This is a genomic window from Alkalimonas amylolytica (assembly GCF_900107845.1).
GTDB lineage: Bacteria > Pseudomonadota > Gammaproteobacteria > Enterobacterales > Alteromonadaceae > Alkalimonas > Alkalimonas amylolytica.
In genome coordinates this window covers 269247-294025 of the sequence record NZ_FNRM01000002.1, presented here as the reverse complement: position 1 = coordinate 294025, position 24779 = coordinate 269247, and the positions used below count along the sequence as shown (strand labels likewise).

Sequence of the window (24779 nt, the reverse complement as noted above, 5' to 3'; positions counted from 1 at the left end):
TGTGCTTTTATTTCCTAAGTTTTTATTTCCAAGCCCGGTGATAAGCGCCCAGCGTGGTCTGGCTGCCTTCGGATAAACCGGCCAGCACCTGTTGCCAGTTGGCCGCGACTTCAAAATGCGCCGGGTCTTGCAGCAGGGTATCAATGGCCTGGCGCCAGACTTTGGTCAGCTGGGCAACATAAGCCGGGCTGCGCTGACGGCCTTCAATTTTCAGCGAGACAATGCCTTCTTTGTACAGCTCGGGCAGCAGACTCAAGGTATTCAGGCTGGTCGGCTCCTCCAGCACATGGTAGCGCTCACCATCGACCTCAAAGCGGCCTTTGCACAGGGTGGGGTAGCCAGCGGTTTCATCCGGTGCAAAACGATCGATCAGCACGCCATTTAAGCGTGATTCGAGCAAGCCATCGTGCTCGTCCCAGCGCACAAAAGCGGCTGGTGAGCAGGCCCCAGCGGTATTGGGCGACTCGCCAGTGAAATAAGAGCTTAAATAGCAGCGGCCTTCCGCCATAATGCATAAGCTGCCAAAGGCGAAGACTTCCAGGTCGATGTTGCAGGTACGTGCCAGCGCCCGCACCTGCTGCAGCGACAGCACCCGCGGCAGCACCACCCGTGATACGCCGTACTGGCGGTAAAACTCAATGGCGGCAGCATTGGTGGCTGAAGCCTGCACCGATAAATGCCGCTCAACTTTGGGGTAGCGCTCGGCCGCATAGCCCAGCACCGCCATATCGGCCAGAATTAAGGCATCGGCACCGGCTTTGACCGCACTGTCTACGGCTTCTTGCCAGCGCTGCCAGCTGTTGGGGTGGGCGAAGGTATTGATGGCGACATGCAATTTGCGGCCATGGCGGTGCACATAATCAGCGGCTTCTTTCAGTTTCAGCTGATCGAGGTTTAAGCCGGCAAAGTGCCGGGCATTGGTTTCGTCTTTCAAACCAACATAGACCGCATCGGCACCATGCTCGATGGCGGCTTTTAAGGCTGGCACGCTGCCAGCCGGGCAGAGTAATTCCATACGAACTCCTGCGCTTGCTGCTGCCGGAACTTACCCAGTGTGGCAGTGCGCAACGCATTAAACTTTGATGTAGATTAAACAAAGCCTGCTTGATTTCAGTATCATCAGTGTACCGGATTAACGGTTTGGAAGTTATTGAATGTTAAATAGAAAATGGGTTATCCAACAGGTGGTAGCGCGCGGACCTTTGTGGGTAGGGGCGGCATTGCGCTATTTGCCAAAGCCGGTCAGCTGCTTTGGGCTTAGTCAGCATCTGAACGGGTTTTTTCGCCGGGAACTCACCGCCGGCGAGCTGGATTTTCTTGCCAGCAAAACCGTGAAGGTCGAAGTGGCTGATTTGAGTTATCAATTTTACCTGCAACTGCAACAAGGCCGGTTAAACGTGCTGGCCGATGGGGCAGAGGATGTGCTGTTTCGGGCCAACAGTCAGGATTTACTGCAGCTGATCACCCAGCAAGCCGATCCGGACACGCTGTTTTTCCGCCGCAAGCTGGCCTTGCTGGGTGATACTGAACTGGCCCTGGCGGTGAAAAACCTGCTGGATACCATTGAGCTCAATGAGCGATTGCCCAAATCACTGGTTAGCTTGCTGACGCAATTGGCAGCAGCGGTACCGGCCATGGAGCAGGGCCAGTTGGCAGAAAAAACGGTTTAATGCGCACTGGATTTGGGGGGCTAAACAAAAGCTATCCAGCGTCCGGCCAGCAAGATGGCAAGCCAGAGCAGCAGCGACAGCAGGGCGGTGACTTGCAGCAAAAGTGTTGGTTTTTGGCCTTCAAGCAGGGCTTGCCAGTGTGGTAGCCGGTGCACCAGCAGGATATTGAGCAAAGCCAGCAGCAATAACGCGAGTTTTAGCAAAAAAGCCGTGTTGGCAAGATAGTGAGCGGGTTGCACACTAAACAGCAGGGGGCCGGTAATCAGCGCAAGCAACAGGCCGCCGGCTGCAAAGCGACTGAGTATGGGCGCCAGCATGCTCAAGTCGCCACGGCGGGAGATCCCCAGCAAACGCAAGTCCAGTATCAGCACGGCCCCCAGCAACAAGGCGATGCCCAAAATATGGGCACTGCTGATCAGCGGGTAGCCGATGCTGGATTGGCGCAACCAACTGGCCAGCGTGGTATCACCCAGGTTGACCAGCAGTTCAGTGAGCATGATGACCGTACTTTAACAGCGGTTATTGGTCTTCACGCAGCAGGCTTGGGTAGAAGGTGTACACTCTGTCATCAATGGTGGCGCGGACCGCTTTGATAATGTGTTCATCCTTGTTGTTGGAGCGATGGCCCCGGATCAGCACCAGATCACCAACGGCGGCTTCCCCTTCGACAAAACCGGCATCACGGGTTTGACGTGGGTTACCCAGATCCACCTGCCAGGGGCCGTGCTCTGTTTCGATCATCAGGCGCGGGTGTGGCGGGCCAATGTAGATCTCGGTAATGGTACCAGTCATTTCGGTTTGTTCGCTTTCGGCCCAGTTCCAGCCATGGTGTGCTGTCGCACTAAATGCCCAAAGCAGGGCAGTCAACGTAACAGGTACTAACAGAGCAAAACATCGCATCACGGTATCCTCTTTATTCAGTCAGTAGTTACCAGTATAGGAAACAAGCAGTTCTGTGCCAAGCGACTAGCCGGCATCCGCCAATTACCTTGATTACATTACGTTCAGCTGCAGAAAAAGTTCATGTAAAAATCCCGCTGCTGTTTGCCGCGGGATGCTGAAGCTGAATGTGGTGAAGCGTGTCAGGATATGGGTGGGGTGGGTTTGAACATAGGAAGCTTTTGGCATTTTTGCCGGTGTGGATTTGCAGTGCAATCAGCGATAGCAAGCTCCAGGCAGTGCTGAGCGGAATGAGTGTAAACCATTACTTTATCATGCAGCCATTTGCGTGATTGCAGTTCGCATATTTGGTACCCATTAGCCTGCAAGTAGTTTTCGGTTGTATGATGGATCAGCTGTGGCAAAATAACGATTAGGCCAAGACCGATAAAAAAACCATAACTGGCAGTTTTGTTTTGTGCTTTGGTAACTGCTTTTCCTCGTAACTTGTTAATACCAAAGTAGAGGAGGATACAACCCAGCATAGCCCCACCAAAACAATAAAAGGCGCCTTTATTCAGGGTAATCGCATCAGCGCTGGAGAAAAGACCATCTAGTAGCAGGTATAAGTAATACCAGAAATAGACGAAGCCAAAAATGGTGAGCGCTGTAATGAGTAACCACCCTGCTGCTACTTGCCAAGAGTTAAGATTAGTGTCTTGTTGCTTCATTAATAAAACCTTGGATTTATAAAGCGCTCTAAACGATGTTTTGCTGCATCAATAGCAGTTCTTCTAACTGAATCAACAATGTAGTCTAACACTGGTTTGGCAGCTCTGGAGGCAGTTTGTGTAGCTTTTTCTCGAACATCACGCCGAATTTGTTGTAAATAGCTCTGGGAGCCAGAGCTTGAAGGGTACTCAAATACGGTTTTGTATTGGTAGCTAGTTGGTAGATCGTCATAAACCTTTACTGAAATTGTAAGAGTTCACCTTGCTTATTCACCGCCAGGAAATTCGCCACCTGGCCGGCTTCAATGCGCTGTACCATCAGCTTTAACGGCTGTACCGCTTCGTCGGAGTTCGGGGCAAAGCCAGCGCGGCCTTCCATGCTGGAAATAAAGGCCAGATCCCAGTCGAGTTCGGTTTTTTTCGACTCATCAACAAAAGCCGCAAAATCCCGCACTTCTTCCGGCAGTTTATCGACACAAAGTACCGACTCCAGGTAACCGCCTTCGCCCTGCTCAAAGCGTGCTTTTTGCTCTGGGGTTGCGTCTTTGGGCAGCTGGACTTTTGCCAGCACAAACAACAATCGCTGCGGCTCGGCCTGTTGGCAGGCCAACTCGATAAACTGAGGATAGGTTGAGAACATAGGGCACCTGAAATCGGTTAACTTACTGTTGAGCAGTGTAGCAGCCAAAGCGCGGCTGGCCGATCAGGCAAAAGAGGCAGTGGCTACCCCGAATGGGGTAGCCGTTTGGTGGTTAAGCCTCTGCGGCAACGGCCTGAGGTATTGTGGGCTGAGCGCGGAGCGGCTGAGGCGAACGGTGATAGTGCCGTAGCCCATGCTCTTTACGCCGGCCGCTGCTAAAGGCCGAGACCCGTTTTAAGTAACCAATCACCCGGGTGCCGTGATCCACATCGGTGCTGTTGCAGTGGCTGCAATGGTGCAGGGTGCGCTTATCGATGGCTTCGCACTGATTGCAGATGGTGATTTTGACATTGACGCAGAAGTAATTGCAGCCGGTATGAGCAGCTATGTTTAGCATCGCCAGGTAGCCGTCTTCATCCAGTTTTTCATCTAAGTTCAGGTGCAGCGCCGAGCCGCCATCCAGGTAATCCAGCAGCTCTTTGCCATGCAGCTGAAACTTATCCAGCGCATTGGTCTGCTCGTCTTCGACCACATAGAAGTAGGAGTTGTAGCAATCGCGTGGTACCTGATAGCCATCCTCCCGGTCCCATTTCGCATTTTTGATACCGAGGTTTTCAGCCGGCACAAATTCGGTGTTAAACAGATAGCCGTATTTGGCTTTGGCGGCTTTGTTGGCATCAAAAATGATTTTTAGCTGCTCACGCACAAAGGCGATGTACGCCGGGTTGTTGCTGGCCACCAAGCCTTGTGATTCGGCTGCTTCGACCATGCCATTGATGCCGATGGTGAGAAACTGCTTATCCAGCGTGATAAAGCCAGCGTCGTACACAGTGAGTAGGCCGGCGGCCAGATACTCTTCCATCAGCTTGCGGTAGGCCACCTGGTACTTGTGGATCTTATCGACTTCGGTGGCCAGATCGCGACCATCCTGCACCAGCCGGTTCATATTGATGGTAATCACATTGATGGAGCCGGTGGCCACGCCGCCTGCGCCCAGTGAGTAAGAAAAGGTATTGTCGCTGATTTCGCTGCGCAGCCGACAGCACGAGGCCAGCGAATCGGCATTGTCCGACAGATAAACAAAAAATGAGCTGTCGTTGGCCAGTTGTTTGGCCATGCTTTGGGCAAATTGCTGATCTTTGCATTGGCCCTGTTCGGTTAGCATGGCGACGGTAACCACCGGGAAGGTCAGGATGGTTTTTTTCCGCTCTTCATTAAACCAGTCGAGGAAAAAGTGTTGCAGGGCATCCACCGACGGCCAGTTGGGTTTGGTAAAGTCGTCATCTGGAAAGACAAAGTTACCGAACATGCTGTCGAAGTAATGCTGATCGTACACCGAAATGTTCCAGAACACGCTTTGATAACCGCGGGCGGCAGCGGGCTGGTTGAGCGCATAGACCACATGCTGTAAGTGATTGGCGATCAGCTTTGGATGGGTTTGCAGGTAGTTGTCGCCGTAGTCTTTGCGGGCAAAGTAGTCGAAGTAAGTCAGGAACTCGACGGTGGCCACGGCGCCGGCAAACTGGCTGCTGATGGCAAATACAAAGTTAACGAAGCAACCGCAGAACGACTCCAGATGCTGGGGTGCTTTCGACTCACCGCCAAGCTTGGTCAGGCCATCGCGCAGGAAGGGGTACAGGGTGACCGAGACGCAATAAGGCTTTAGGCTGGTTTCATCGTGCACATAGATTTCGTGCTGCTCGATTTGGCGGCCGTACTCTTGCGCCAGCTCAGGACCAAACAGCTCAGCAATTTTCTGGCTGACTTTGCCACGATTGACCTGAATAAAGATGTCTTTCATCATTTCGGCTTCTAAGGTGGCGATGTTTTTCTGGGTGACATTGGCGTTGGCATCCATTTTCGAGCCATCGGCGGCGTTTTGTGCGCTTAAGTAATGGTCGATAAAATCCAGTTTTTGCTGCAGTTGGTCTGGTTGTAAACGTAACATAGTCAAGCTCCTTGCTTAGCGGATAAAACGGTGGTTCAGGCTTTGGCCTGTGCGTAAATCCACCAGTCGTTGGTTGGTCGTGGGGCTGTCCAGGCCGCCGCGCTCAGGCAGCCAGCGGCCGGTTTTTAAATAGGTCAGTTCGGCTTTTAACTTGGGCTCGATATCTTCCAGGCCGGTGTAGAGGCAGGTATGAAGGCCGTGCCGGCGCGCCAGCTTCAGCTTGCGTTCTAGTTCCGTGCTGTGCCATTCACCCCCCAAAAACAGCACACAGCTGATCAGGCCCTGGTACTGGTTCAGACGTTGCTCAAAGTAGTCATCGGTCAGCAGGGTGCCCCGGCTGGCATCCCAGGTCTCGGTGCTGTGGCAGCCTTTGCAGCCAAGGGGGCAGCCGGTGATGGTGTAGGCCAGTGAGACTTCACCCGGAACCTCCTGCCAAACTACCTGTTCGATACGAAAACGCAGCATAAAAACCTACATGTAGTGTTTATATTTATTTTTGTGTCTATATCTTGTGTTTCAGGGTAGGCGTTCTGTGGATGGAAAGCTTGATCTGGATCAAGCTTTCGCTGCTGCTCAAAGCTGCCAACGCCTCAGAGCCGCATCTTTGCTGGATCCTTTACCCCTTCATGGATAGTGCTGCTGTAAGTTAAAAAAACCGCCCGCTGAAAACCAGGGGCGGTGCAGAGGAGCCAGGAAAACTGGCTGTGGAGTTGGTACGGAATGCCTTATGTTGCTTTACGACTAAACTCGAGGCTGTATCGTTCGGGTACGCTAAGCAGACCTTTGCAGCCCCGGACGGGCTGCACAGAGCCCCCAGGGATGGGTTTACGGCGTGTCTGAGTGCGTTACCCGGTCGATGCAGCCCTGCACAGATCCCTGTTTGTGTTAAATCGAATAACTCAGCATCAGCCAGAATTTCCGGCTATCGACGGCAAAGCTGCTGGTCTGATAATCCGCCAGTTTTAGCATGCCCTGCAGCTGATTGCTGAAACGGTAACTGGCCGTCAGGTTCCACTCGCTGCCGTAGCGCCGGCCATCGGTATCGCTGTGATAGCGGTGGTAGTTCAGCGCCAGTTGTACCGGGCCGGCCGGATGACGCACCCCCAGCCACTGATCGCGCAAGCCTTCGTTTGGTGTCACTAAAAACAAATCGGCAAAGCCCTGAAAAGCATGCAAGGTAGCCAGCGGTGTTTGAAAAGCACTGTTGCCATCGCCAGCCAGTCGCTCAGTCCCGGCGCTAAGCTGTAATTTGTCGAGCTGCCAGCTAAGCTGTAACCGGTGGTAATGATGCTGGTAACTAAGCGGGGCATCGTGCCTATCTTGTTGGCGGGCAGCCGCCAGTTGCCAACTTAGGTTTTGCTGCTCTGCCAGCGCCCATTTACCCTGATAATCCAGGCCATAGGTCAGGCTGCTGCGCACGGCCCAGTCGTTAAAATCCAAATCGTAGCCATAGGCTGCCAGTTGCTGAGTGGGGCTGAGCTGCCAGCTTAAAAGACCGGTATAAAACTCACCACGCTGATTGGCCGCCGGGCCTTTGGGGCCAAATACCCGGTTGACGTTGTGCAAACGGGCCAGATCCAGTGTGATGGCCGGGGTAAAGCTGTGCTGCAGCCGGTAACCATCAAAGGTCTGTTCATTCTGCCGCCAGCCAACACCCCCTAAAAAGCGCTGATTCAGATGATTGATACGCTGGCGTCCCAGGGTAAAACTGGTGTCTTCACTGAACTGGTACTTTAAGGCGGCTTGATTGATATCGGTGCCTTTTGGATCGGCCACCACGCTGAACTGGCTGTTGCCATTGACGGTGCTGTTGTAGGTTTCTCCTCCCACTACCGAGACGTTATCGACTTCCAGTAAGCCAGAGAAGCCCTGAATGCTGCCGGTGCTGAGTGTTAAACGGCTGCGCAGAGTAGACGCCAATGCATCCTTTAATGCATTGTCTTGCGCGGCATGCTCCAGCCTGTAGCGAAAATGCAGGTTAACAGTGCTGTCATTGATTGCCTTGCTCAAATTTGCTGCTTCAGCGCATATCGGTGAACTAACGAACAGAGCTGGCAGCAGAGCAAGGCCTGGTAGAGTGGCGTGGCGGGCTTTCATGGCAATTCCTCCTGGTTTGATGGCGTTTATACTAGTAGGGTGCAGTGCCTGGGTTTTGATGAAGATCAACAAAATCATCCAGTTACCAATAGGAGGGTAGGTCAGGTACCTCCTGATTGGCAGGTGGCTAACCATGCTAAGCACAGCCAGCCGTGGCCGTTGTTCCTGGAGGTGTAGCAGTTGTACTGTGAAAAGCGCCAAACTTCAGCCAGGCAGGCTATTGGCTCTGTGCATGTTTTATTTACGCGAAGTCATACGACGGGTATACCCCTAAGATCACTGAAATGGTAGTCGTACCGTGACGTAATTGGATGGAGGAGCCTCTCCGCAGCTGTTTCTGGCGGTGACACGCATATAAAAGGTGCTGCCAGGTTGCGAGTTGCTGTACAAGACTGAATTGCTGCTTGTGGTTCGGCTTAGCAACCATTGCTGATTCACCGTATGCCAATAGTAGACATCGTAATGACTGGCAGTAGCTTGCGGTAACCAGCTTAGCCGAAACCCTCTGGCATGCACTCCGCTCAGTTGAACTCTGTCAATACGGGAAGGCACAGTGCAGGAGCTGCCATACTGAATCTGCCAGTGACGTTCTGAATGCAACCGCTGTTGTGGGTCGCTTAAAACATAACTTGTTTCGTCTTGCACATGCAAACGCACTTCATACAAGCCTTCTGGATGATCCACGCCATCGAACAGCCATTCGGTTTGCTCACTAACAAGTTGATCATTCAAATACCAACGGCTGCGGATGCTATGCTCCGAATTGGTTAACGTGTCGGTTGAAAACAGCTGTTGCTCGCCGGGCTGCAGGATGATTTCGCCGGGCTGTGGCAGAACCTGATCAATGGGATCAACCCTGGCGTAAATGCTACGAACAATGGCTTCCTGGTTCACTTCGTAAAATGGCTGGCCAAGTTGGCGCATCATGGAGTTGTAGGTTGGCCGATACATGCCATTAGAGCAGTACATGGCACCTTGATAGCTGCTGATATGGCTCACCGCCAGTTGCCAGTGACGCCATTTAGCAGCAGTGCTAAAGCGGGTGACATTGGCACTGGCAGGCTCGAAAATGGAGCAATTCCCATACTCGTATTCATCCGCCAGACCGGCAAAGCTGTGGCCTAGCTCATGCAGAGCCAAATCAATAGCGGCTGGTGCAAGCGATATGGTGGCGACCTGACCACCGGCACCGCCATACATTTGTGAATTTACTACCACCAAAACTTTATCAATGGCATCGGCTGGTAACACGCTGTACAGATATTGAAAAACCAGGTTCTCGTTGACACACAACAAGCGTGCAATGTTAAAGCAATTAAAATACGAGCGGAAACGGGTATTGATTGGAGAGCCGTAGCCGGTGCCATCTTGTTGGCTGGCGACTTCAACGCGCCAGATATTAAAGTGTCCCTGGAAGTTCTGATAGACCGGATCGTTAAAGTAGCCGGTTACAATGTTTTCAACTTCGGCGGCGAAGCGCGGCAGACTATGCACTGTGTAGCCTTCGGATAACACAATCATATCAACCCGGTTGGCAGGATCGCCACTAAAGAGCACCGGATAGACCCCTTGTTGTGCCAGCAAGTCAAGATCGATTGCTTGTGTCGTGCTTGTTAAAGGCAACACAGAGCTTAGCTCAATGGCAATAGGGGTTAACATTTTTTTGTTATCAGCCTCCTCAATGACAAGTGTTTCGACAAAGAGATGCCGGGGTATTTGCAAACGCAGAATCCCTTCTGGCTGTTGAAGATGCTGTTGCTGAACCGGGGTGCCATCATCAGGGTTAAACACCTCGGCATGAAACCAGCGAGGATCATCAACAGTGGCCGAGTAAACTTTCTTCTTATCGCGATCGAAGCCTGTGACAACCAATTGATGATGCCCCAGGCGCAGCCGTTGTGGTTGCATCGAGCTTCGGTAGTAGGCTGCCTGAAGTTGGGCGCTGCTAAGACCGGTTGAGTCTACGCGCAAATGGATATGGAACTCGGTTGCAGGCTCCGCCCTATTCTGGTGGGGCAGCAATAACAGCATCAATAATAATAGGTAACGCATGATGGTTTCTCCTCAAGGTTGACCAAGGAACAGACACGCTATGAACATTGGCTGGATGTGTCGCTCATCGGTTTGGATAATTAACCAGCAAAGCGGTTAATTAATATTTTGGGTGCTAAGTAATGGGTGGGTGTTAAAAATGTAGCTTCTGGTTGTATTTTGTGCAAACTTGATGGCATTGCTATTGCAGGTAGATGCCAGGATGTTTTAACGAGACATCTGAGTTGGGGGGGGGAGCGGGCGAGCCAAATCAGCTCGCCTTAATGGTATTACTGCATCAGCGGTGATTCGGATAAGTTGAAGTCGTAACCTTCGATGGTGGCTTGCACCACCAGGGTATGGATGTATTGGGCGATGGCTTTGCGTCGTACTTTTTCATTCAGATAATCCGCAATTTTCTGCTGCACAGCTGCAAAAGGCAGCTGCTGGCCGGCAATCTTCTGCTGAATGTAGACGACATGAAAGCCATAACGGCTTTCCAGCGGGGCGGGCAGTAAGCCGGCCTCTGCTGCAAACAGCTGGCGCTCAAACTCCGGTACCGTTTGCCCCTTGCTGATTTGGCCTAAACTGCCACCGGTCTGGTTGGACGGGCAGGCTGAGAACTTGGTCGCCAACTCGGCAAAGGACTGGCCTTGTTGCAATTGCAGCAGCAATTCTTCCGCCAGCGCTTTGGCATGCACCCGCTCCTGATCGCTGTCTGGTGGTGCCGCCAACAAAATATGCCGTACCTCCATCAGCGGCGAGCTGGTAAAGCGCTGCGGATTTTGTTGGTAATAGTGCTCGCACTCTTGCTGGCTGGCAGTCGGAATGCTGACTTCCCGTTCAATCAGTTGCTCTAAATAATCGTGTTCGCTGGTGCTGCTTTGATTGGCGGCAACATCCAGGCCCAGTTGCTTTGCACGTTGGCGTAGCAGCTCGGCAATCACCAGCGATTCGGCCGCCTTGAGCATGGCATCACGCTGCGATTCGGCCGGGTGGTACTGCATTTCTGCCAGGATGGCCTGTTCAGAAATTTGGGTTTGGTTGACTTGGATCATCGTCATCTCCAGCAGGCAATGCTGCCTGTTATAAAGCTTTGGCTCTTGGTTAGCGCTGCTGCGGAAGCCAATAAAGGGGGAACGCCGTGGATCCATCCCTGGAGGCTCTTGACCAGCATCCATGCTGTTCAGGTCCCCTTTATTGCTTCCCCAGCATCGCCTTCAGGCATTGGTGTATAGTCCTGACACTTAATATTTAGCGCTTCGGCGAAAAGCCAATAAAGAGGAGCGCCGTGGATCCATCCCTGGAGGCTCTTGACCAGCATCCATGCTGTTCAGGTCCCGTTTATTGCTTACCCCAGCATCGCCTTCGGGCATATGTGGTTAGTCCGGGCGCTTTTACTACATTACGCCTTACGGTCACCAAAGCGGCGGCGTACCACCTGATAATTGCGGCCGAAGTAACCCACCGGCACGCTCCAGATATGCACCAGGCGGCTGAATGGGAACAGCACGAACAAGGTGATACCCCAGAACACATGCGCTTTGTAAATCCAGTGCAGCTCACCCATAAAGGCAATGGCTTCAGCCGGGCGGAAGGTTAGCAGGTAACGTGACCAGCTCATTAGATCTTTCATCACATAGCCGTCCATATGACCGGTAGAGACAAAGATGGTCAGGATGCCCAGGATCAACTGCCAGTAAATCACCAGCAAAATTAAGGTGTCCATGGTGGAACTGCTGGCCCGTACCCGCGGATTAAACAAGCGGCGATACACCAGCATGGTCATGCCGATAAAGCACATCACGCCAAAGAAGCCACCCACACCCATAGCAATCAGCTGTTTCCCGGCCAGGCTAATGCCAAGGAAACTCCAGACTTCGTAAGGGATCACCAAACCAGCAAAGTGACCGGCAAAAATCATAATGATGCCAACATGAAAAAACACACTGGCAACGCGGAAGTATTTCTTATCCAACATCTGACTGGACTGTGCTTTCCAGCTGTATTGCTCGCGCTCATAACGCAGCAGACAACCCAGAAAGAAAATCACCGAAGCAATGTAAGGATAAATCCCGAACAACAACATATCTGTAAAGTTCATGATGCGACTCCTGAGCGGACTTTGGTGTTGGATGCCTGGCTGGCATCGGTCCATTGCAGTGGCACGTGGTGATCACGCCGCTGCTTTTCAGTGGGTTTGTAGCCGCTGCTGCAGCCATCTTGTTCCGAGCCCGGGCCGAAGGTCACCATTTCTTCTTCCCAGACTTTATCCAGTGCTTCTTTGGTATCGTCGCGTTGCTCGTTTTTCAGTTGCTCGCGCACCGAATCCAGCTCCACATCGACGCCAGAAAGCTCCAGCAAGGCACGAAACAGCACCTGATAGTTGCAGTTGCGCTGCTCCAGCCGGCACAACAACACCGACAGAATATGCGCCACTTCAGCCAGACCCAGGGCAGCGTTCTCATCGCCCTGAGTGCTTAAAAACTCCAGATACAGCGGCAGATGATCCGGCAGCTCGCGCACGTCAATCTGTAAGCCTGCTGACTTGTACTGGCTCATTAAATCAACCATGGCCTGACCACGCGCACGCGACTCGCCATGCAGGTGCTCAAACAGCAGCAAGGATAAAGAACGGCCGCGCTCAAACAGGCCGTCGTAATCGGACTGCCACTCCATCAAGTCGCCACAAAAGCGTTGCTCGATAAAGTCCTGCAAACCTTGTTGCTGAGCCTCGGACAGCGGGGACTCTGTCACCAGTTGCTGCAGCTCTGTTTTTGCCTGCAGCAGATCCTGGGTAGGGTACTCCAGCAGTAAGGAAATCAGTTGTAGTATGCGCATGCCTTAGTCCTTCATCGTCACAGGGATCACTTTACGTACCCCTTTGCTGCTGCCACCAAAGATGTTCAGCTTGCTCTCGCCGCCGCCACAGCCATTGCCAAAGCTAAAGCCGCATTCGCCTTTCAGGTCGTAAGCATTTTCCGCATAAGCCCGGTGGCTGGTGGGGATAACAAAGCGATCCTCGTAATTGGCCAACGCCATGTAGCGGTACATCTCGTCGACCCTATCTTTGGTCAGGCCCACTTGCTTCAGCACTTCCAGATCTTCCACGCCATCGACCTGTTGCGAACGCTTGTAGGCGCGCATGGCAATCATCCGCTCCAACGCCCGCACCACCGGAGCTTCATCACCGGCTGTCAGCATATTGGCCAGGTAGCGCAGGGGAATGCGCAGTGATTTCAGATCAGGGATTTCACCGTTCATGCCGACATGGCCGGCTTCAGCAGCGCTTTGAATGGGCGACAGCGGCGGCACATACCACACCATGGGCAGGGTGCGGTATTCCGGGTGCAGTGGCAGCGCCACTTTCCAGTCCATCGCCATCATGTACACCGGCGAGCGCTGGGCGGCTTTTAACCAGTTATCCGGAATGCCTTCCTTGCGCGCTGCTTCAATTACTTTTGGATCGTGCGGGTCCAGGAACAGATCGAGCTGCGCCTGATACAAGTCTTTTTCGTTGGCGACACTGGCTGCGGCCTGAATTTTGTCGGCATCGTACAACAGCACACCAAGGTAACGGATACGACCAACACAGGTTTCCGAGCAGGTGGTGGGCTGGCCGGCTTCAATCCGCGGATAGCAGAAGGTGCACTTCTCGGATTTACCGGATTTCCAGTTGAAGTAGATTTTTTTGTACGGGCAGCCGGACACACACATGCGCCAGCCACGGCATTTGTCCTGATCGATCAGCACGATGCCATCTTCTTCACGTTTGTAGATGGCACCGCTGGGGCAGGAAGCCACGCAGGTTGGGTTTAAGCAATGCTCACACAGCCGTGGCAAATACATCATAAAGGTCTTTTCAAACTGACCGTAGATGTCTTTTTGCACCACGTCGTTGAAGTTCTGGTCTTTTTTGCGCTTTTCGAACTCGGTACCAAGAATTTCTTCCCAGTTTGGCCCCCATTCGATTTTTTCCATCCGCTGGCCGCTGATCAGCGAGCGGGGCCGGGCGACCGGCTGGTGCTTACTGTCTTTGGCGGTGTGCAGGTGCTGGTAATCAAAATCGAACGGCTCGTAGTAGTCGTCGATTTCCGGTAAGTCCGGGTTGGCGAATAAATTCGCCAGTACCCGCAGTTTGCCACCGATCTTTGGCACCAGTTTGCCGTTGCTTTTACGCTCCCAGCCGCCTTTCCATTTGTCCTGGTTTTCCCATTCTTTCGGGAAGCCGATACCAGGTTTGGTTTCGACGTTGTTAAACCAGGCATACTCCACGCCTTCACGGGTGGTCCAGACATTCTTACAGGTAATGGAGCAGGTGTGACAGCCAATGCATTTGTCTAAGTTCAGCACCATGCCGATTTGTGCTCTGATTTTCATAATAACTCCTCACTCCAACCTTATTCGGTATCCAGCCAATCGACTTTGTCCATTTTGCGAACAATGACGAACTCGTCGCGGTTGCAACCGACGGTGCCGTAATAGTTAAAGCCATAAGCCTGCTGAGCATAGCCACCAATCATGTGGGTCGGCTTCATCACGGCACGGGTGACCGAGTTGTGGATGCCGCCGCGGCTGCCGGTCATTTCCGAGCCGGGTACATTCACAATCCGCTCCTGAGCGTGGTACATCATGCTCATGCCTTCCGGCACCCGCTGTGACACCACCGCCCGGGCGGAAATGGAGCCGTTGACGTTGAAGATTTCGATCCAGTCGTTATCCACAATGCCGGCGGCTTTAGCGTCGATTTCACTGATCCAGACGATAGGGCCACCGCGGGATAAGGTCAGCATCAGCAGGTTGTCGGAGTAGGTGCTGTGAATGCCCCATTTTTGGTGTGGCGTGATCCAGTTCAGCACGATCTCTTTGTTACCATTGGGCTTTTTGTTTAACACCGGTTGCACCGTTTTCAGGTTAATCGGCGGTTTGTAGGCGCAGAGGGTTTCGCCAAAGTCGCGCATCCACTCGTGATCCTGATAGAACTGTTGGCGGCCGGTAATGGTGCGCCATGGGATCAGCTCGTGCACATTGGTGTAACCGGCGTTGTAGGACACATGCTCATCTTCTAAGCCCGACCAGGTGGGTGAGGAGATGATCTTGCGCGGCTGGGCCACGATGTCGTTAAAGCGGATTTTTTCCTCTTCTTTCGGCTTGGCGAGATGGGTGTGGTCGCGGCCGGTAATTTTGCTGAGTGCACCCCAGGCTTTGACCGCCACATGGCCGTTGGTCTCCGGCGCTAACGACAGGATCATTTCGCAGGCATCAATAGCCGACTCGATTTTGGCCATGCCCTGATTCGCGCCTTCGGCGGTGTGGGTGCGGTTCAGTTTACGCAGAAATTCGACTTCTTCCTTGGTATCCCAACCAATGCCTTTGCCGCCATTGCCGATACTTTCCAATAAGGGACCAATGGAGGTGAAACGAGCATAGGTGTTGGGGTAGTCGCGTTCTACCACATTGATGTGCGGCATGGTTTTCCCCGGAATGGCTTCGCATTCACCTTTCCACCAGGCTTTCACACCATAAGGCTGCGCCAGCTCGGCCGGTGTATCGTGATGCATCGGCGTAGTGACCACATCGGTTTCTTTACCCAGGTGGCCAACACAGACGCGGGAGAAGGCTTTGGCGATGCCTTTGAAAATCTCCCAGTCGCTGCGCGCTTCCCACACGGGATCAATGGCAGCGGTTAACGGGTGAATAAAGGGATGCATGTCCGAGGTATTCATGTCGTCTTTTTCGTACCAGGTAGCCGTAGGCAGCACGATGTCGGAATACAGACAGGTGGTGGACATGCGAAAGTCCAGCGTGACGAACAAATCAACTTTGCCTTCGGCCGGTTCATCGGTCCATTCCACGTCTTCCGGTTTTTTGCCACCAAATCCACCTAAGTCTTTACCCAATAAGCCGTGTTTGGTACCCAGTAAATGGCGTAGCATGTATTCATGGCCCTTGCCGCTGGAGCCCAGCAGGTTGGAGCGCCAGATGAACATATTGCGCGGGAAGTTTTGCGGGTTTTCCGGCTGCTCACAGGCAAACTTTACTTTGCGGTCTTTCAGTTGCTGCAGCACGTAGTCTTTTAACTCCACGCCAGCCGCTTTGGCTTCGGCGGCCAGGCCCAGCGGGTTGACGCCCAACTGCGGTGCCGAGGGCAGCCAGCCCATGCGTTCTGCCCGGCTGTTAAAGTCGATGATGCTGCCAGACCACTTGTCTTTATTGGCCAGTGGCGAAATGACTTCGCTCATGTCCAGCTTCTCGTAGCGCCACTGGCTGGAGTGATTGTAGAAAAAGGAAGTGCCGTTCATATGACGGGGTGGCCGCTGCCAGTCCAGCGCAAAGGCCAGCGGAGCCCAGCCGGTTTGTGGCCGTAACTTTTCCTGGCCAACATAGTGCGCCCAGCCGCCACCGCTTTGGCCCACACAGCCACACAGCATCAGCATGTTGATCAAGCCACGGTAGTTCATGTCCATGTGGTACCAGTGGTTCAGCGCGGCACCGACAATCACCATGGAGCGGCCACGGGTTTTATCGGCGGTACGGGCAAACTCGCGGGCAATGCGAATCACATCGGCACGTTTCACACCGGTAATGGCTTCTTGCCAGGCTGGGGTATAGGGCACATTGTCGTCAAAGCTCTTGGCCCGGCTTTCATCGCCAAGGCCGTTATCGACGCCGTAGTGCGCCAGCATCATATCAAACACAGTGGCGACCAAAGCGGTGCTGCCATCGGCCAGCTGCACCCGTTTGGCCGGGATTTTACGCAGCTGAATGTCAGCGTGATCGGTATGCTGGAAGTACTGATACTCGTGCGGTGCGCCGCCAAAGTAAGGGAAGGCCACCTCCACCAGTTCGTCGTGGTTGTCTTTTAAGCTCAGCATCAAATCGAGCTCGCCCTGACGGTCTTTTTGCTCCAGATTCCATTTCGCCGCATCTTCACCCCAACGGTAGCCAATGGCGCCATTCGGGCTGGTCAGCCGTTGATCCGCCGCATTGACCGCGATGGTTTTCCAGTCCGGGTTGTTGGTTTCGCCCAGTTGATCGACCAGATCGGCTGCGCGCAGGAAGCGGCCCTGAGACAGGTGCTCGCCAGAACCATCCAGCATCACCAGCATCGGCATATCGGTGTAGCGCTTGATGTAATCGGTAAAGTAGCTGCTTGGGTTATCGACATGGAACTCTTGTAAAATCACATGGCTAAACGCCATCGCCAGCGCGGCATCGGTGCCCTGACGTGGGGCTAACCAGGTATCACCAAACTTGGAGGCTTCGGAGTAATCCGAGGTAATGACACAGGTTTTGGTGCCTTTGTAACGCACTTCAGTGAGGAAATGCGCATCCGGGGTGCGGGTTTGCGGCACATTCGAGCCCCAGACAATGATGTAGTTGGAGTTGTACCAGTCGGCCGACTCCGGCACGTCGGTTTGCTCGCCCCAAATTTGCGGCGAAGCCGGCGGCAGGTCGCAGTACCAGTCGTAGAAGCTTAAACAGTTGCCGCCAATCAAGGATAAGTAACGGGCACCGGCGGCGTAAGACACCATCGACATGGCCGGAATGGGCGAAAAGCCGGTGATGCGATCCGGGCCATAGGTTTTGGCGGTGTAGGTATTGGACGCCGCAATCAGCTCGTTCACTTCATCCCAGCTGGCACGGACAAAGCCACCCAGGCCGCGGCGTTCTTTGTAGCTTTTGGCTTTGACCGGATCGCTGATGATGGACTCCCAGGCTTTGACCGGATCGCTGTGCAGAGCCTTGGCTTCACGCCACAGCTTCATCAACTGGCCGCGTATTTTCGGGTACTTCAGCCGGTTGGCGCTGTAAATGTACCAGGAGTAACTGGCACCACGCGGGCAGCCGCGTGGTTCATGGTTTGGTAAGTCCGGCCGGGTACGCGGGTAATCGGTTTGCTGGGTTTCCCAGGTCACCAGGCCGTCTTTGACGTAAATTTTCCAGCTGCACGAGCCGGTACAGTTTACGCCATGGGTGGAGCGAACCACCTTGTCGTGCTGCCAGCGCTGGCGGTAGCCTTGTTCCCAGCTGCGGTCCTGATCGGTGGTTACCCCATGCCCATCGGCAAAAGGCTCTTTGTGCGCTTTAAAATAACGCAGTTTGTCGAGTAGATGACTCATCGTACACTCCTGGTCTTGTCCTGCATGAACAGACGGTTTTTACTTTTTCAGTAGGCACATCATAGAAAGAACCGCTTAATGATGCTTGATTTGGATCAAGGTCGCCACTGAGCTAACTTACTGATTAAGAAGGGTAATACCCATTAAGTGGTAGTGTATTTTAGGGCTAAATGCCTGAAAATGCAGGGACTGAAGACGTGCGGTTACCCCTTTGAGCTAAAGCCGAACTGGCTCTGAGGAAAAGGGGGTAGCTCAATTGTACTGGTGGTGGAAACAAGCACTGGCTGCGTTGTGGCCTATTTCAGGTTATGCTTAACACTTATTTACGTGGAGAATTAATGCGTCCCTTTTCGGTGGTTACCCGTATTAACATTGCACTGGCCTGCATTGTCACGCTGGCGCTGACCACCATGATGGTGTCGTACTGGTTATCGGATAAAGCCGACAGCGACGCCCACGCCGTCAATGTAGCGGGCTCCTTGCGAATGCAAAGTTACCGGCTGGCTTGGCTGAAATTGCAGCAGGAACCAGAGCGGTTAGCCGGGGCAAAACAGCAGCTAAACAGCAGCTGGCAGCATCCGGTATTTAAACGTTTTTTGCATCAGCCGGAGATCCAAACCAAGTACGATACTGCTTTTCAGCATTGGCAGGCAGTAGCACCTTTGCTGGCGGCTGAACAAACCGATATCGCCGAGTTGGAGTTGGCATTGATCGAACAGGTCCGTTTACTGGATGAACTGGTGCTTGCTATTCAGCTGGATGCCGAGCAAAAAGTGCGGGCTTTTCGCACCGTGCAGGTGGTGGCGGTACTGGCTACCATTTTACTCTCCATCATCGTGATGTACTGGCTTCGGGTGATGGTACAAGAACCACTGCAAGAGTTGATTAAAGGGGCCAGGCGCATTGCGCAGGGCGATTTTACCCATCGTATTACGCCACAACATCCGGATGAGCTGGGCACCCTGGCGCACAGTTTTAATAAGATGAATGGCGCCATCGGCTATATGTATGGCAACCTGGAAAAACGGGTGCAGCAACAAACCGAAGCACTGCAGCACAGCAATACTCGCTTGCAGTTTTTATTTGATATTGCCCGCAGCATCAGCGAGCACAGTTTGCATTCAGCGGACTTCTCCAGGCTAATTACCGAGCTGCAGACGATTCTAGGTACGGATGAGCTTGAACTTTGCTTGCTGACCGGGCAAGGCAGCAGCCCTTACTTGCAGGTGCAGCCGGAGCAGAATCCGCATATGCATTGTGTGAAAACCAGTTGTCAGGATTGCATTTCGCAGGGCCAGGATATTCGCACTGAAGACGAACAGTTGGTGTATCGCTTTCCACTTGATCGCGAGCAGCATCATTACGGTGTGCTGGTCAGCCGCCAGTCTAACGATAAGCCGTTGCAGGACTGGCAACAGCAGTTGCTGCAGTCGGTGGCCGATTTACTGGCACTGGCGCTTAGTTTAAAAGGCGAAGAGGAGCAGGTACGGCGTTTAGCCCTGATGCAGGAGCGCTCGGTGATTGCCCGCGAGCTGCATGACTCTCTGGCACAATCTTTATCCTACTTAAAAATCCAGGTAACCCGCCTGAATAAAGGCCTGGCCAGTGACAACAAAGCCATGCTGCAGGATGTAGCGGATGAGCTGAAAGAAGGCTTAAGTTCAGCTTACCGCCAACTGCGCGAACTGCTCACCACTTTCCGGCTCAAGGTGGATGGAGCAGGGTTGCAGCAAGCCTTGCAAACCACAGTAAAGCAACTGACCGAGCAATCCAGCCTTCGGATCCGCTTGGATTATCAACTGGAGCACTTGCCACTGACCCCGACCGAAGAAATTCATTTGCTGCAGATCATTCGTGAAGCCAGCCAAAATGCAGTGCATCACAGCCAGGGTTCTGAGCTGTCGATAGAACTGCGTCAGGGCAAGGACAAAGCGATAGAGTTGCGATTGGAAGACAATGGGGTGGGCTTACCGGCGCAGCCGGAAAAGCTCAACCATTATGGCCTGGCTATTATGCAGGAGCGCAGCCGGCAGCTTGGCGGCGATTTACAGCTAAAAAACCGACCCGAAGGCGGCACTGGCCTGTATTTCCGCTTTATACCGGAATGCATGGCGCAACTGGCTAGTGCCTGATGCCATGTCCCCGGCTAATGACAAACGCGGTTCTATTGTTGCTGTCGGTGTTGCAGCCAGTTTTGTAACTCGATGATTTGCAGGGCGGGTGCGTACAAATAGCCCTGCGCTGTGCTGCAACCTGCTTCCAACAGGAAATCCTGCTGTTGGCGGTGCTCCACGCCTTCGGCGATCACATCCAAGCCCAGTGCTTTGGCCATGGCAATAATGGCCTGGGCAATTTGTGCATCTTCGCTGTTGTCTGGTAGTTCATCAACAAAGCTGCGATCTATCTTCAGGCAATCGATCGGTAGCCGGCGTAAATAGGACAGTGAGGAATAGCCGGTGCCAAAATCATCAATGGAAATACGAAAGCCTTGCTGTCGCAGGTGAGTGAGCAGGGCCAGAGTGGCATCTGCCTGCTCTGGGATTAAGCAGCTTTCGGTGAGCTCCAGTTCAATGCACTGAGGTGCAATCTGGGCTTGCTTTAACTGATGTTGTAAGCGGTGGCTGAATGTAGGGTCCAGCAGTTGCATGGCCGAAATATTGACGGCAACCGGCATGATGAGCTGGTGATGGCGAATATCACGGCAGACCTGAGTGAGCACCTGATCGCTGAGCAGGGAAATAAGTCCCAGTTTTTCCGCCAGCGGGATAAAGCTGGCCGGGGAAATAAAACCATGCTCACGATGCTGCCAGCGTACCAGGGCTTCCAGGCCGGTAACTATGCCTGTTTTCAGGCAGACCTTCGGTTGGTAATACACCTCAAGATGTTGCTGTTGCAGAGCCTGACGCAGTGCTTGCTCCAGTTTCAACTCATTTTGAGTTTGTTGCCCTATACTCTCCTGATAAAAACAAAACTGGTTCCGGCCGGCATTTTTTGCCTGATACATGGCCACATCGGCATGCTTGATCAATTGGTCGGCGCTTTGCGCATCATCGGGGTAGACACTGATGCCAATGCTGGTGGTGAGAAAGAAATCCTGCTCCAATAAGCGAAAGGGTTGCTCAAACTGGCTAACCAGCCGCTTTGCCAGGCAGCTCAGCGAGTCGACGCTCTCTACTTCCGGCAATAAAATGGTGAATTCATCACCTCCTAATCGGGCGACGGATTCCCCTTCTCGTACCGTGGCTTGCAATCGTTTAGCCACTTCTTTTAAGGCATCATCACCGGCCTGATGTCCTAGGGTGTCATTGATGCGCTTGAACAGATCCAAATCCAGAAACAGCACTGCCATCTGATGCTGGTGGCGATGGGCATTGGCCAGTGCCAGCTTCAGACGGTCCATAAACATCCGGCGATTGGCAAGGCCAGTCAATTCATCCAGATAGGCCAGTTGATGGATTTTATTTTCCTGATACTTGCGTTCGCTGATATCGCTAAAAATAGCTGCGAACTGGCAAATATCACCATGTTCGCCCCTAATGGCGGTAATGGACAGCCACTCCGGGTAAATCTCGCCATTCTTGCGCTTGTTCCAGATCTCCCCTTGCCAATGGCCTTGTTCCAGCAAGGTGGCCCACAGTGTTTTATAAAAATCTTTATTGTGTAAACCGGAACTCAGCAGGGCAGGGGTTTGACCGATGGCTTCTTCGGCACTGTAGCCGGTGAGCTGGCTGAAGCTGGGATTGACGGATTCAATCACGCCATGCAGGTTGGTAATCATGATGCCATCCAGCGATGCATCAATCACTTTTTGTGCCAGTCGCAGGTAATCGGCCGAGGTGCGCAGCGCCTGATCGCGTATTTGCAGTGCTTGTTTCAGTTGCTCGACATAGGCGTATTCGACATTGATCAAAATATCGCTGAACGACAATAAACCACAAATCTGCTCCTGGGCGTTACAGACAGCTATATGACGGAAGTTTTTTTCTTTTAGTAAGTCGACCGCTTGCAGCAAGCTGCAATCTGTCGTCACCGTCAGAACCGGACGCTGCGCCAGTTGCCACAACTCTGCATGGCAGTTGCCATCGGCAATCAGCCGGATTAAATCGCGTTCGGTAATAATGCCAGCAATACCATCCGGGTAGTCGACGATGGCCGCTTCGGCATTATGCAGGTGCATCATTTTTACCGCTTGATTCAGCGGCATGCTGCTGGCTAAACAGAGCGGTGGTTTAGAGATACTGGAGCCGACATCACGCAATCGCAGATAGTGCTCAATGCGCTGTTGGCGAATGATATCGCTTTGTGTCAGCATGCCAAGCGGTCGCTGCTGCTTATCCAGTACCAGCAAGCGGCGGATACGCTTTTGCAGCATCAGGCTGGCCGCCTGATTGAGGGGGGTATCTGCACCGACATGAATCACCGGACTGGTCATCAGTTGACGAATTGGCTGTTTGTAGGCATCGATTTGCTGGCAGTTTAGTCGCTTGGCATCGGCCTCGGTCCAGATCCCCAGTACCTTGTTGTGCTTGGTCACCAGAATGCAGCTGACCTGATGCTGATGCATCAGGCGGGCGGCTTGCTGCACCGGAGTATCAGGCGAACAGCTAATCAGCTGCCTGCTGATCAGTTTAGCGACACAGGGCTCAGGTTCCTGAGCGTTGACAAACAATTCGGTCAGATGAGCTACCACAAATCACCTTGGCTGAGTAAAAAAACAGCCGGCAGTATAAAAGTGGCGGGTTAGTAACCGTTTGATCCAGCGCAAAACACTATCCCAAAATGGGTAAATTGCGACCAAAGTCGCATATGAATGGTCAAGACTAAAATTCATTAAACACTCAATTAAGTTAATTAAAAGTTTTTTTTGTTGACTGCTGGTGTGTTTTTGTTTATTTTGCGCCGGCTCGATTAGGACGGAGTGCGGAGTAATGAGTGAGTAAACCAGCAGCAAGAATAGGTGACATGCATGTCTGCCCCAAAGTCACTGCTAAAGTTCCCCATGTCGGTGGTCCAATAGTACAGGGCTCGCCCAATGTGTTTATCGGTGGCATGCCTGCCGCCAAAGTTGGCGATAAACTGGTGTGTGTTGGCCCGCCGGATAGCATCAAAACAGGGTCAAAGTCCGTATCTATCAACGGTAAGGCCGCAGCACGGCTGGGCGATAGTACCGATCATGGCGGTAAAATCGTGGTTGGTAACCCTACGGTGTTAATTGGCGATAAAGCTTACAAAGGGCCGAATGCAGCGAAGTTGCCTGAGGGCCCAAAAACTACCGAAGAAGCCATGAAACGGCTGGATGAAGCAGGTAAAAAAGTTGCCGCCGCCAAAGCCAATAATCAACCTCCGCCCTCATCTCCATACAGTAGTGAAGACAAGCTGTATGTAGTAGCCGGTGGGTTGGATGAGAAGATTATTGTTCGCGTCATCGAAACAAAGTATGCCGGAGACAACGGATCCATTGGTTATGTTCCGCAGGGAGCTAATACCGCCACCTACTGGACTACCACCTTTACGCAATTGGAGCATGCCGACAGTGACCCTGAGTTGCTTACCAGTGCGGTAGGTATCACCTATGATCCCGATGCCAGCTACACCTTGCTGTTGATTGATCAGGAAAAGGCCAATGCCGGGGGCGATATGATCAGCTTTATCCCCACTTATGATAATCTGGCAGAGTTTGCTAAAGCAGAAATTGCAGATAAATTTGTCAACCAGGAAGAATTAATTGCCCCCGTCATGACCGAAGAATATAGCCGCCATTATGAACGGGTGTTTCGGGCTGCAGAAACAGACGGTGTTGATCTTGACCGCGATGATCAGTTTTACGAATTAGCAAAGGATCTGGGTTTTGATGAAGATGAAATCAATCTGCTAGAGGTTCGGCATAAGCTTAAAAACAGCACCGGCGCCAATGAACAGTTTTTAGGTAACGGCATGACCAAAGACAATACCGTGCAGTATGATGAAACTCCATATGGCACCGCCAGCCCGGATAAACACTATGGTCCGGTAGAAACCTTTACCTATGATAAAAACCCGCAAACGCTGCTGAAATTAGAGCAGGCTGGTATTGTTACCCGTATCCCACTCAGCGCAAAAGGCTAAATGATGAAACAATTTCCCGAGATTGATCCCTCAACCATTAAACAGCATCCCAATCTGGTGGCATCGTTGCCAGATGATCGTGATCCCAATATTACGTTTTATTTTTTAGTAGTTGATAGCTATATGTTGATTGCCAATACGACGTATTTTACCAATAAGCGTACAGGTGAAACTAAATGGCTACACCACCAAATCGAGTTCCCAAAGCAAGGCTTACTCTGGTATCTGGATAGCCTGCGTACTAAGTTTTTTAAAACCGAAGCTGAGGGCGGTTTACCAAAAGGCAAGTTCCATGATAAAGCCGTGATTGACGGTGAGCAATTAAAGCTAGAACGTTGCTTTGGCTTGGGCGCGGATGGCCGGGGGGGGGGCTATGCGTTTGTAACGCTGGATAGAAAAAACGAGCGAGGCTTTGCCAAAGAATACAACTTCACCGATGCCTTGCTGTTTGAGCATGGGTTAATAGATGTGCTGGATGATATCGCCGCTAAAATCGAAGCAGGTGTGCTGTAACCCTGCTGCCATACCCCACTAAAAAGCCGCACTCTGTCTACT

The 24779-nt window shown here is 52.6% G+C and carries 18 protein-coding genes and 1 pseudogene; 4 read left to right on the top strand and 15 right to left on the bottom strand.

Going from position 1 to position 24779, the window contains the following annotated elements; all coding sequences use genetic code 11:
• Positions 1 to 22: 22 nt before the first annotated feature.
• Positions 23 to 1015: a ubiquinone anaerobic biosynthesis protein UbiU gene (gene ubiU, locus BLW37_RS04715; RefSeq protein ID WP_091340323.1), complete on the bottom strand. Its 993-nt coding sequence runs from the start codon at positions 1013 to 1015 to the stop codon at positions 23 to 25.
• Between the two features lie 139 nt (positions 1016 to 1154).
• Here ubiU and ubiT point away from each other — a divergent pair, with 139 nt between their 5' ends.
• Entirely contained in the window at positions 1155 to 1670 is a 516-nt protein-coding gene (gene ubiT / locus BLW37_RS04710) for a ubiquinone anaerobic biosynthesis accessory factor UbiT (RefSeq protein ID WP_091340321.1), read from the top strand.
• A 20-nt stretch (positions 1671 to 1690) separates the two neighbouring features.
• Here the strand turns inward: ubiT and BLW37_RS04705 are convergent, their stop codons facing one another.
• The 13 genes from BLW37_RS04705 to BLW37_RS04645 form a co-directional block, all read right to left on the bottom strand.
• Positions 1691 to 2167, bottom strand: coding sequence for a DUF6644 family protein (locus BLW37_RS04705; RefSeq protein ID WP_091340320.1), 477 nt, complete (start codon positions 2165 to 2167; stop codon positions 1691 to 1693).
• Between the two features lie 22 nt (positions 2168 to 2189).
• On the bottom strand, positions 2190 to 2570 hold the full coding sequence (locus BLW37_RS04700) for a hypothetical protein (protein ID WP_091340318.1): 381 nt from the start codon (positions 2568 to 2570) through the stop codon (positions 2190 to 2192).
• Between the two features lie 182 nt (positions 2571 to 2752).
• Positions 2753 to 3280, bottom strand: coding sequence for a hypothetical protein (locus BLW37_RS04695; protein ID WP_091340316.1), 528 nt, complete (start codon positions 3278 to 3280; stop codon positions 2753 to 2755).
• A gap of 238 nt (positions 3281 to 3518) precedes the next feature.
• Positions 3519 to 3920 (bottom strand): ribonucleotide reductase subunit alpha, encoded by a 402-nt coding sequence (locus tag BLW37_RS04690; RefSeq protein ID WP_091340314.1) that lies wholly within the window; start codon positions 3918 to 3920, stop codon positions 3519 to 3521.
• 112 nt (positions 3921 to 4032) lie between these two features.
• Positions 4033 to 5868 (bottom strand): anaerobic ribonucleoside-triphosphate reductase, encoded by a 1836-nt coding sequence (gene nrdD / locus BLW37_RS04685; RefSeq protein WP_091340312.1) that lies wholly within the window; start codon positions 5866 to 5868, stop codon positions 4033 to 4035.
• A 15-nt stretch (positions 5869 to 5883) separates the two neighbouring features.
• Positions 5884 to 6333 (bottom strand): anaerobic ribonucleoside-triphosphate reductase activating protein, encoded by a 450-nt coding sequence (gene nrdG, locus BLW37_RS04680; RefSeq protein WP_091340310.1) that lies wholly within the window; start codon positions 6331 to 6333, stop codon positions 5884 to 5886.
• A gap of 420 nt (positions 6334 to 6753) precedes the next feature.
• Positions 6754 to 7965 carry an alginate export family protein gene (locus tag BLW37_RS04675; protein WP_171907546.1) on the bottom strand — a complete coding sequence of 404 codons (1212 nt, stop codon included), beginning with the start codon at positions 7963 to 7965 and terminating at the stop codon, positions 6754 to 6756.
• A gap of 276 nt (positions 7966 to 8241) precedes the next feature.
• Positions 8242 to 10017 (bottom strand): M64 family metallopeptidase, encoded by a 1776-nt coding sequence (locus BLW37_RS04670; protein ID WP_091340305.1) that lies wholly within the window; start codon positions 10015 to 10017, stop codon positions 8242 to 8244.
• A gap of 269 nt (positions 10018 to 10286) precedes the next feature.
• Positions 10287 to 11054: a peptidylprolyl isomerase gene (locus tag BLW37_RS04665; RefSeq protein ID WP_091341067.1), complete on the bottom strand. Its 768-nt coding sequence runs from the start codon at positions 11052 to 11054 to the stop codon at positions 10287 to 10289.
• A gap of 347 nt (positions 11055 to 11401) precedes the next feature.
• Positions 11402 to 12100 carry a respiratory nitrate reductase subunit gamma gene (gene narI, locus BLW37_RS04660; RefSeq protein WP_091340303.1) on the bottom strand — a complete coding sequence of 233 codons (699 nt, stop codon included), beginning with the start codon at positions 12098 to 12100 and terminating at the stop codon, positions 11402 to 11404.
• Positions 12097 to 12837, bottom strand: coding sequence for a nitrate reductase molybdenum cofactor assembly chaperone (gene narJ / locus BLW37_RS04655; RefSeq protein ID WP_091340300.1), 741 nt, complete (start codon positions 12835 to 12837; stop codon positions 12097 to 12099). Before narJ ends, narI begins: the two co-directional genes overlap by 4 nt.
• A 3-nt stretch (positions 12838 to 12840) precedes the next feature.
• Positions 12841 to 14376: a nitrate reductase subunit beta gene (gene narH / locus BLW37_RS04650; RefSeq protein WP_091340297.1), complete on the bottom strand. Its 1536-nt coding sequence runs from the start codon at positions 14374 to 14376 to the stop codon at positions 12841 to 12843.
• Between the two features lie 20 nt (positions 14377 to 14396).
• Complete coding sequence (locus BLW37_RS04645) at positions 14397 to 18119, bottom strand: nitrate reductase subunit alpha (RefSeq protein WP_091340295.1); 3723 nt, start codon at positions 18117 to 18119, stop codon at positions 14397 to 14399.
• A 338-nt stretch (positions 18120 to 18457) separates the two neighbouring features.
• Here BLW37_RS04645 and BLW37_RS04640 point away from each other — a divergent pair, with 338 nt between their 5' ends.
• Complete coding sequence (locus tag BLW37_RS04640) at positions 18458 to 20251, top strand: histidine kinase (RefSeq protein ID WP_091340292.1); 1794 nt, start codon at positions 18458 to 18460, stop codon at positions 20249 to 20251.
• Between the two features lie 32 nt (positions 20252 to 20283).
• On the opposite strand, the gene BLW37_RS04635 is transcribed toward BLW37_RS04640, so the two are convergent.
• A complete protein-coding gene (locus BLW37_RS04635; RefSeq protein WP_245785617.1) occupies positions 20284 to 22809 on the bottom strand; it encodes an EAL domain-containing protein in 2526 nt (841 codons plus the stop codon).
• 242 nt (positions 22810 to 23051) lie between these two features.
• Between BLW37_RS04635 and BLW37_RS18990 the strand changes: the two are divergent.
• Together BLW37_RS18990 and BLW37_RS04625 are read left to right on the top strand one after the other, a co-directional pair.
• Positions 23052 to 23336 (top strand): annotated as a pseudogene (locus BLW37_RS18990) (PAAR domain-containing protein); the annotation flags it as partial.
• Positions 23337 to 24224: 888 nt separating this feature from the next.
• Complete coding sequence (locus BLW37_RS04625; protein ID WP_245785616.1) at positions 24225 to 24737, top strand: hypothetical protein; 513 nt, start codon at positions 24225 to 24227, stop codon at positions 24735 to 24737.
• The last annotated feature ends 42 nt before the right edge of the window (positions 24738 to 24779 follow it).

Coding starts and splice junctions, on each gene's coding strand:
- BLW37_RS04705 (WP_091340320.1), bottom strand. CDS start 2,167: ATGCTCACTGAACTGCTGGTCAACCTGGGTGATACCACGCTGGCCAGT.
- BLW37_RS04625 (WP_245785616.1), top strand. CDS start 24,225: ATGATGAAACAATTTCCCGAGATTGATCCCTCAACCATTAAACAGCAT.
- nrdG (WP_091340310.1), bottom strand. CDS start 6,333: ATGCTGCGTTTTCGTATCGAACAGGTAGTTTGGCAGGAGGTTCCGGGT.
- BLW37_RS04665 (WP_091341067.1), bottom strand. CDS start 11,054: ATGATCCAAGTCAACCAAACCCAAATTTCTGAACAGGCCATCCTGGCA.
- BLW37_RS04700 (WP_091340318.1), bottom strand. CDS start 2,570: ATGCGATGTTTTGCTCTGTTAGTACCTGTTACGTTGACTGCCCTGCTT.
- BLW37_RS04695 (WP_091340316.1), bottom strand. CDS start 3,280: ATGAAGCAACAAGACACTAATCTTAACTCTTGGCAAGTAGCAGCAGGG.
- narI (WP_091340303.1), bottom strand. CDS start 12,100: ATGAACTTTACAGATATGTTGTTGTTCGGGATTTATCCTTACATTGCT.
- ubiT (WP_091340321.1), top strand. CDS start 1,155: ATGTTAAATAGAAAATGGGTTATCCAACAGGTGGTAGCGCGCGGACCT.
- BLW37_RS04670 (WP_091340305.1), bottom strand. CDS start 10,017: ATGCGTTACCTATTATTATTGATGCTGTTATTGCTGCCCCACCAGAAT.
- BLW37_RS04645 (WP_091340295.1), bottom strand. CDS start 18,119: ATGAGTCATCTACTCGACAAACTGCGTTATTTTAAAGCGCACAAAGAG.
- BLW37_RS04675 (WP_171907546.1), bottom strand. CDS start 7,965: ATGAAAGCCCGCCACGCCACTCTACCAGGCCTTGCTCTGCTGCCAGCT.
- nrdD (WP_091340312.1), bottom strand. CDS start 5,868: ATGTTACGTTTACAACCAGACCAACTGCAGCAAAAACTGGATTTTATC.
- narJ (WP_091340300.1), bottom strand. CDS start 12,837: ATGCGCATACTACAACTGATTTCCTTACTGCTGGAGTACCCTACCCAG.
- ubiU (WP_091340323.1), bottom strand. CDS start 1,015: ATGGAATTACTCTGCCCGGCTGGCAGCGTGCCAGCCTTAAAAGCCGCC.
- BLW37_RS04690 (WP_091340314.1), bottom strand. CDS start 3,920: ATGTTCTCAACCTATCCTCAGTTTATCGAGTTGGCCTGCCAACAGGCC.
- narH (WP_091340297.1), bottom strand. CDS start 14,376: ATGAAAATCAGAGCACAAATCGGCATGGTGCTGAACTTAGACAAATGC.
- BLW37_RS04640 (WP_091340292.1), top strand. CDS start 18,458: ATGCGTCCCTTTTCGGTGGTTACCCGTATTAACATTGCACTGGCCTGC.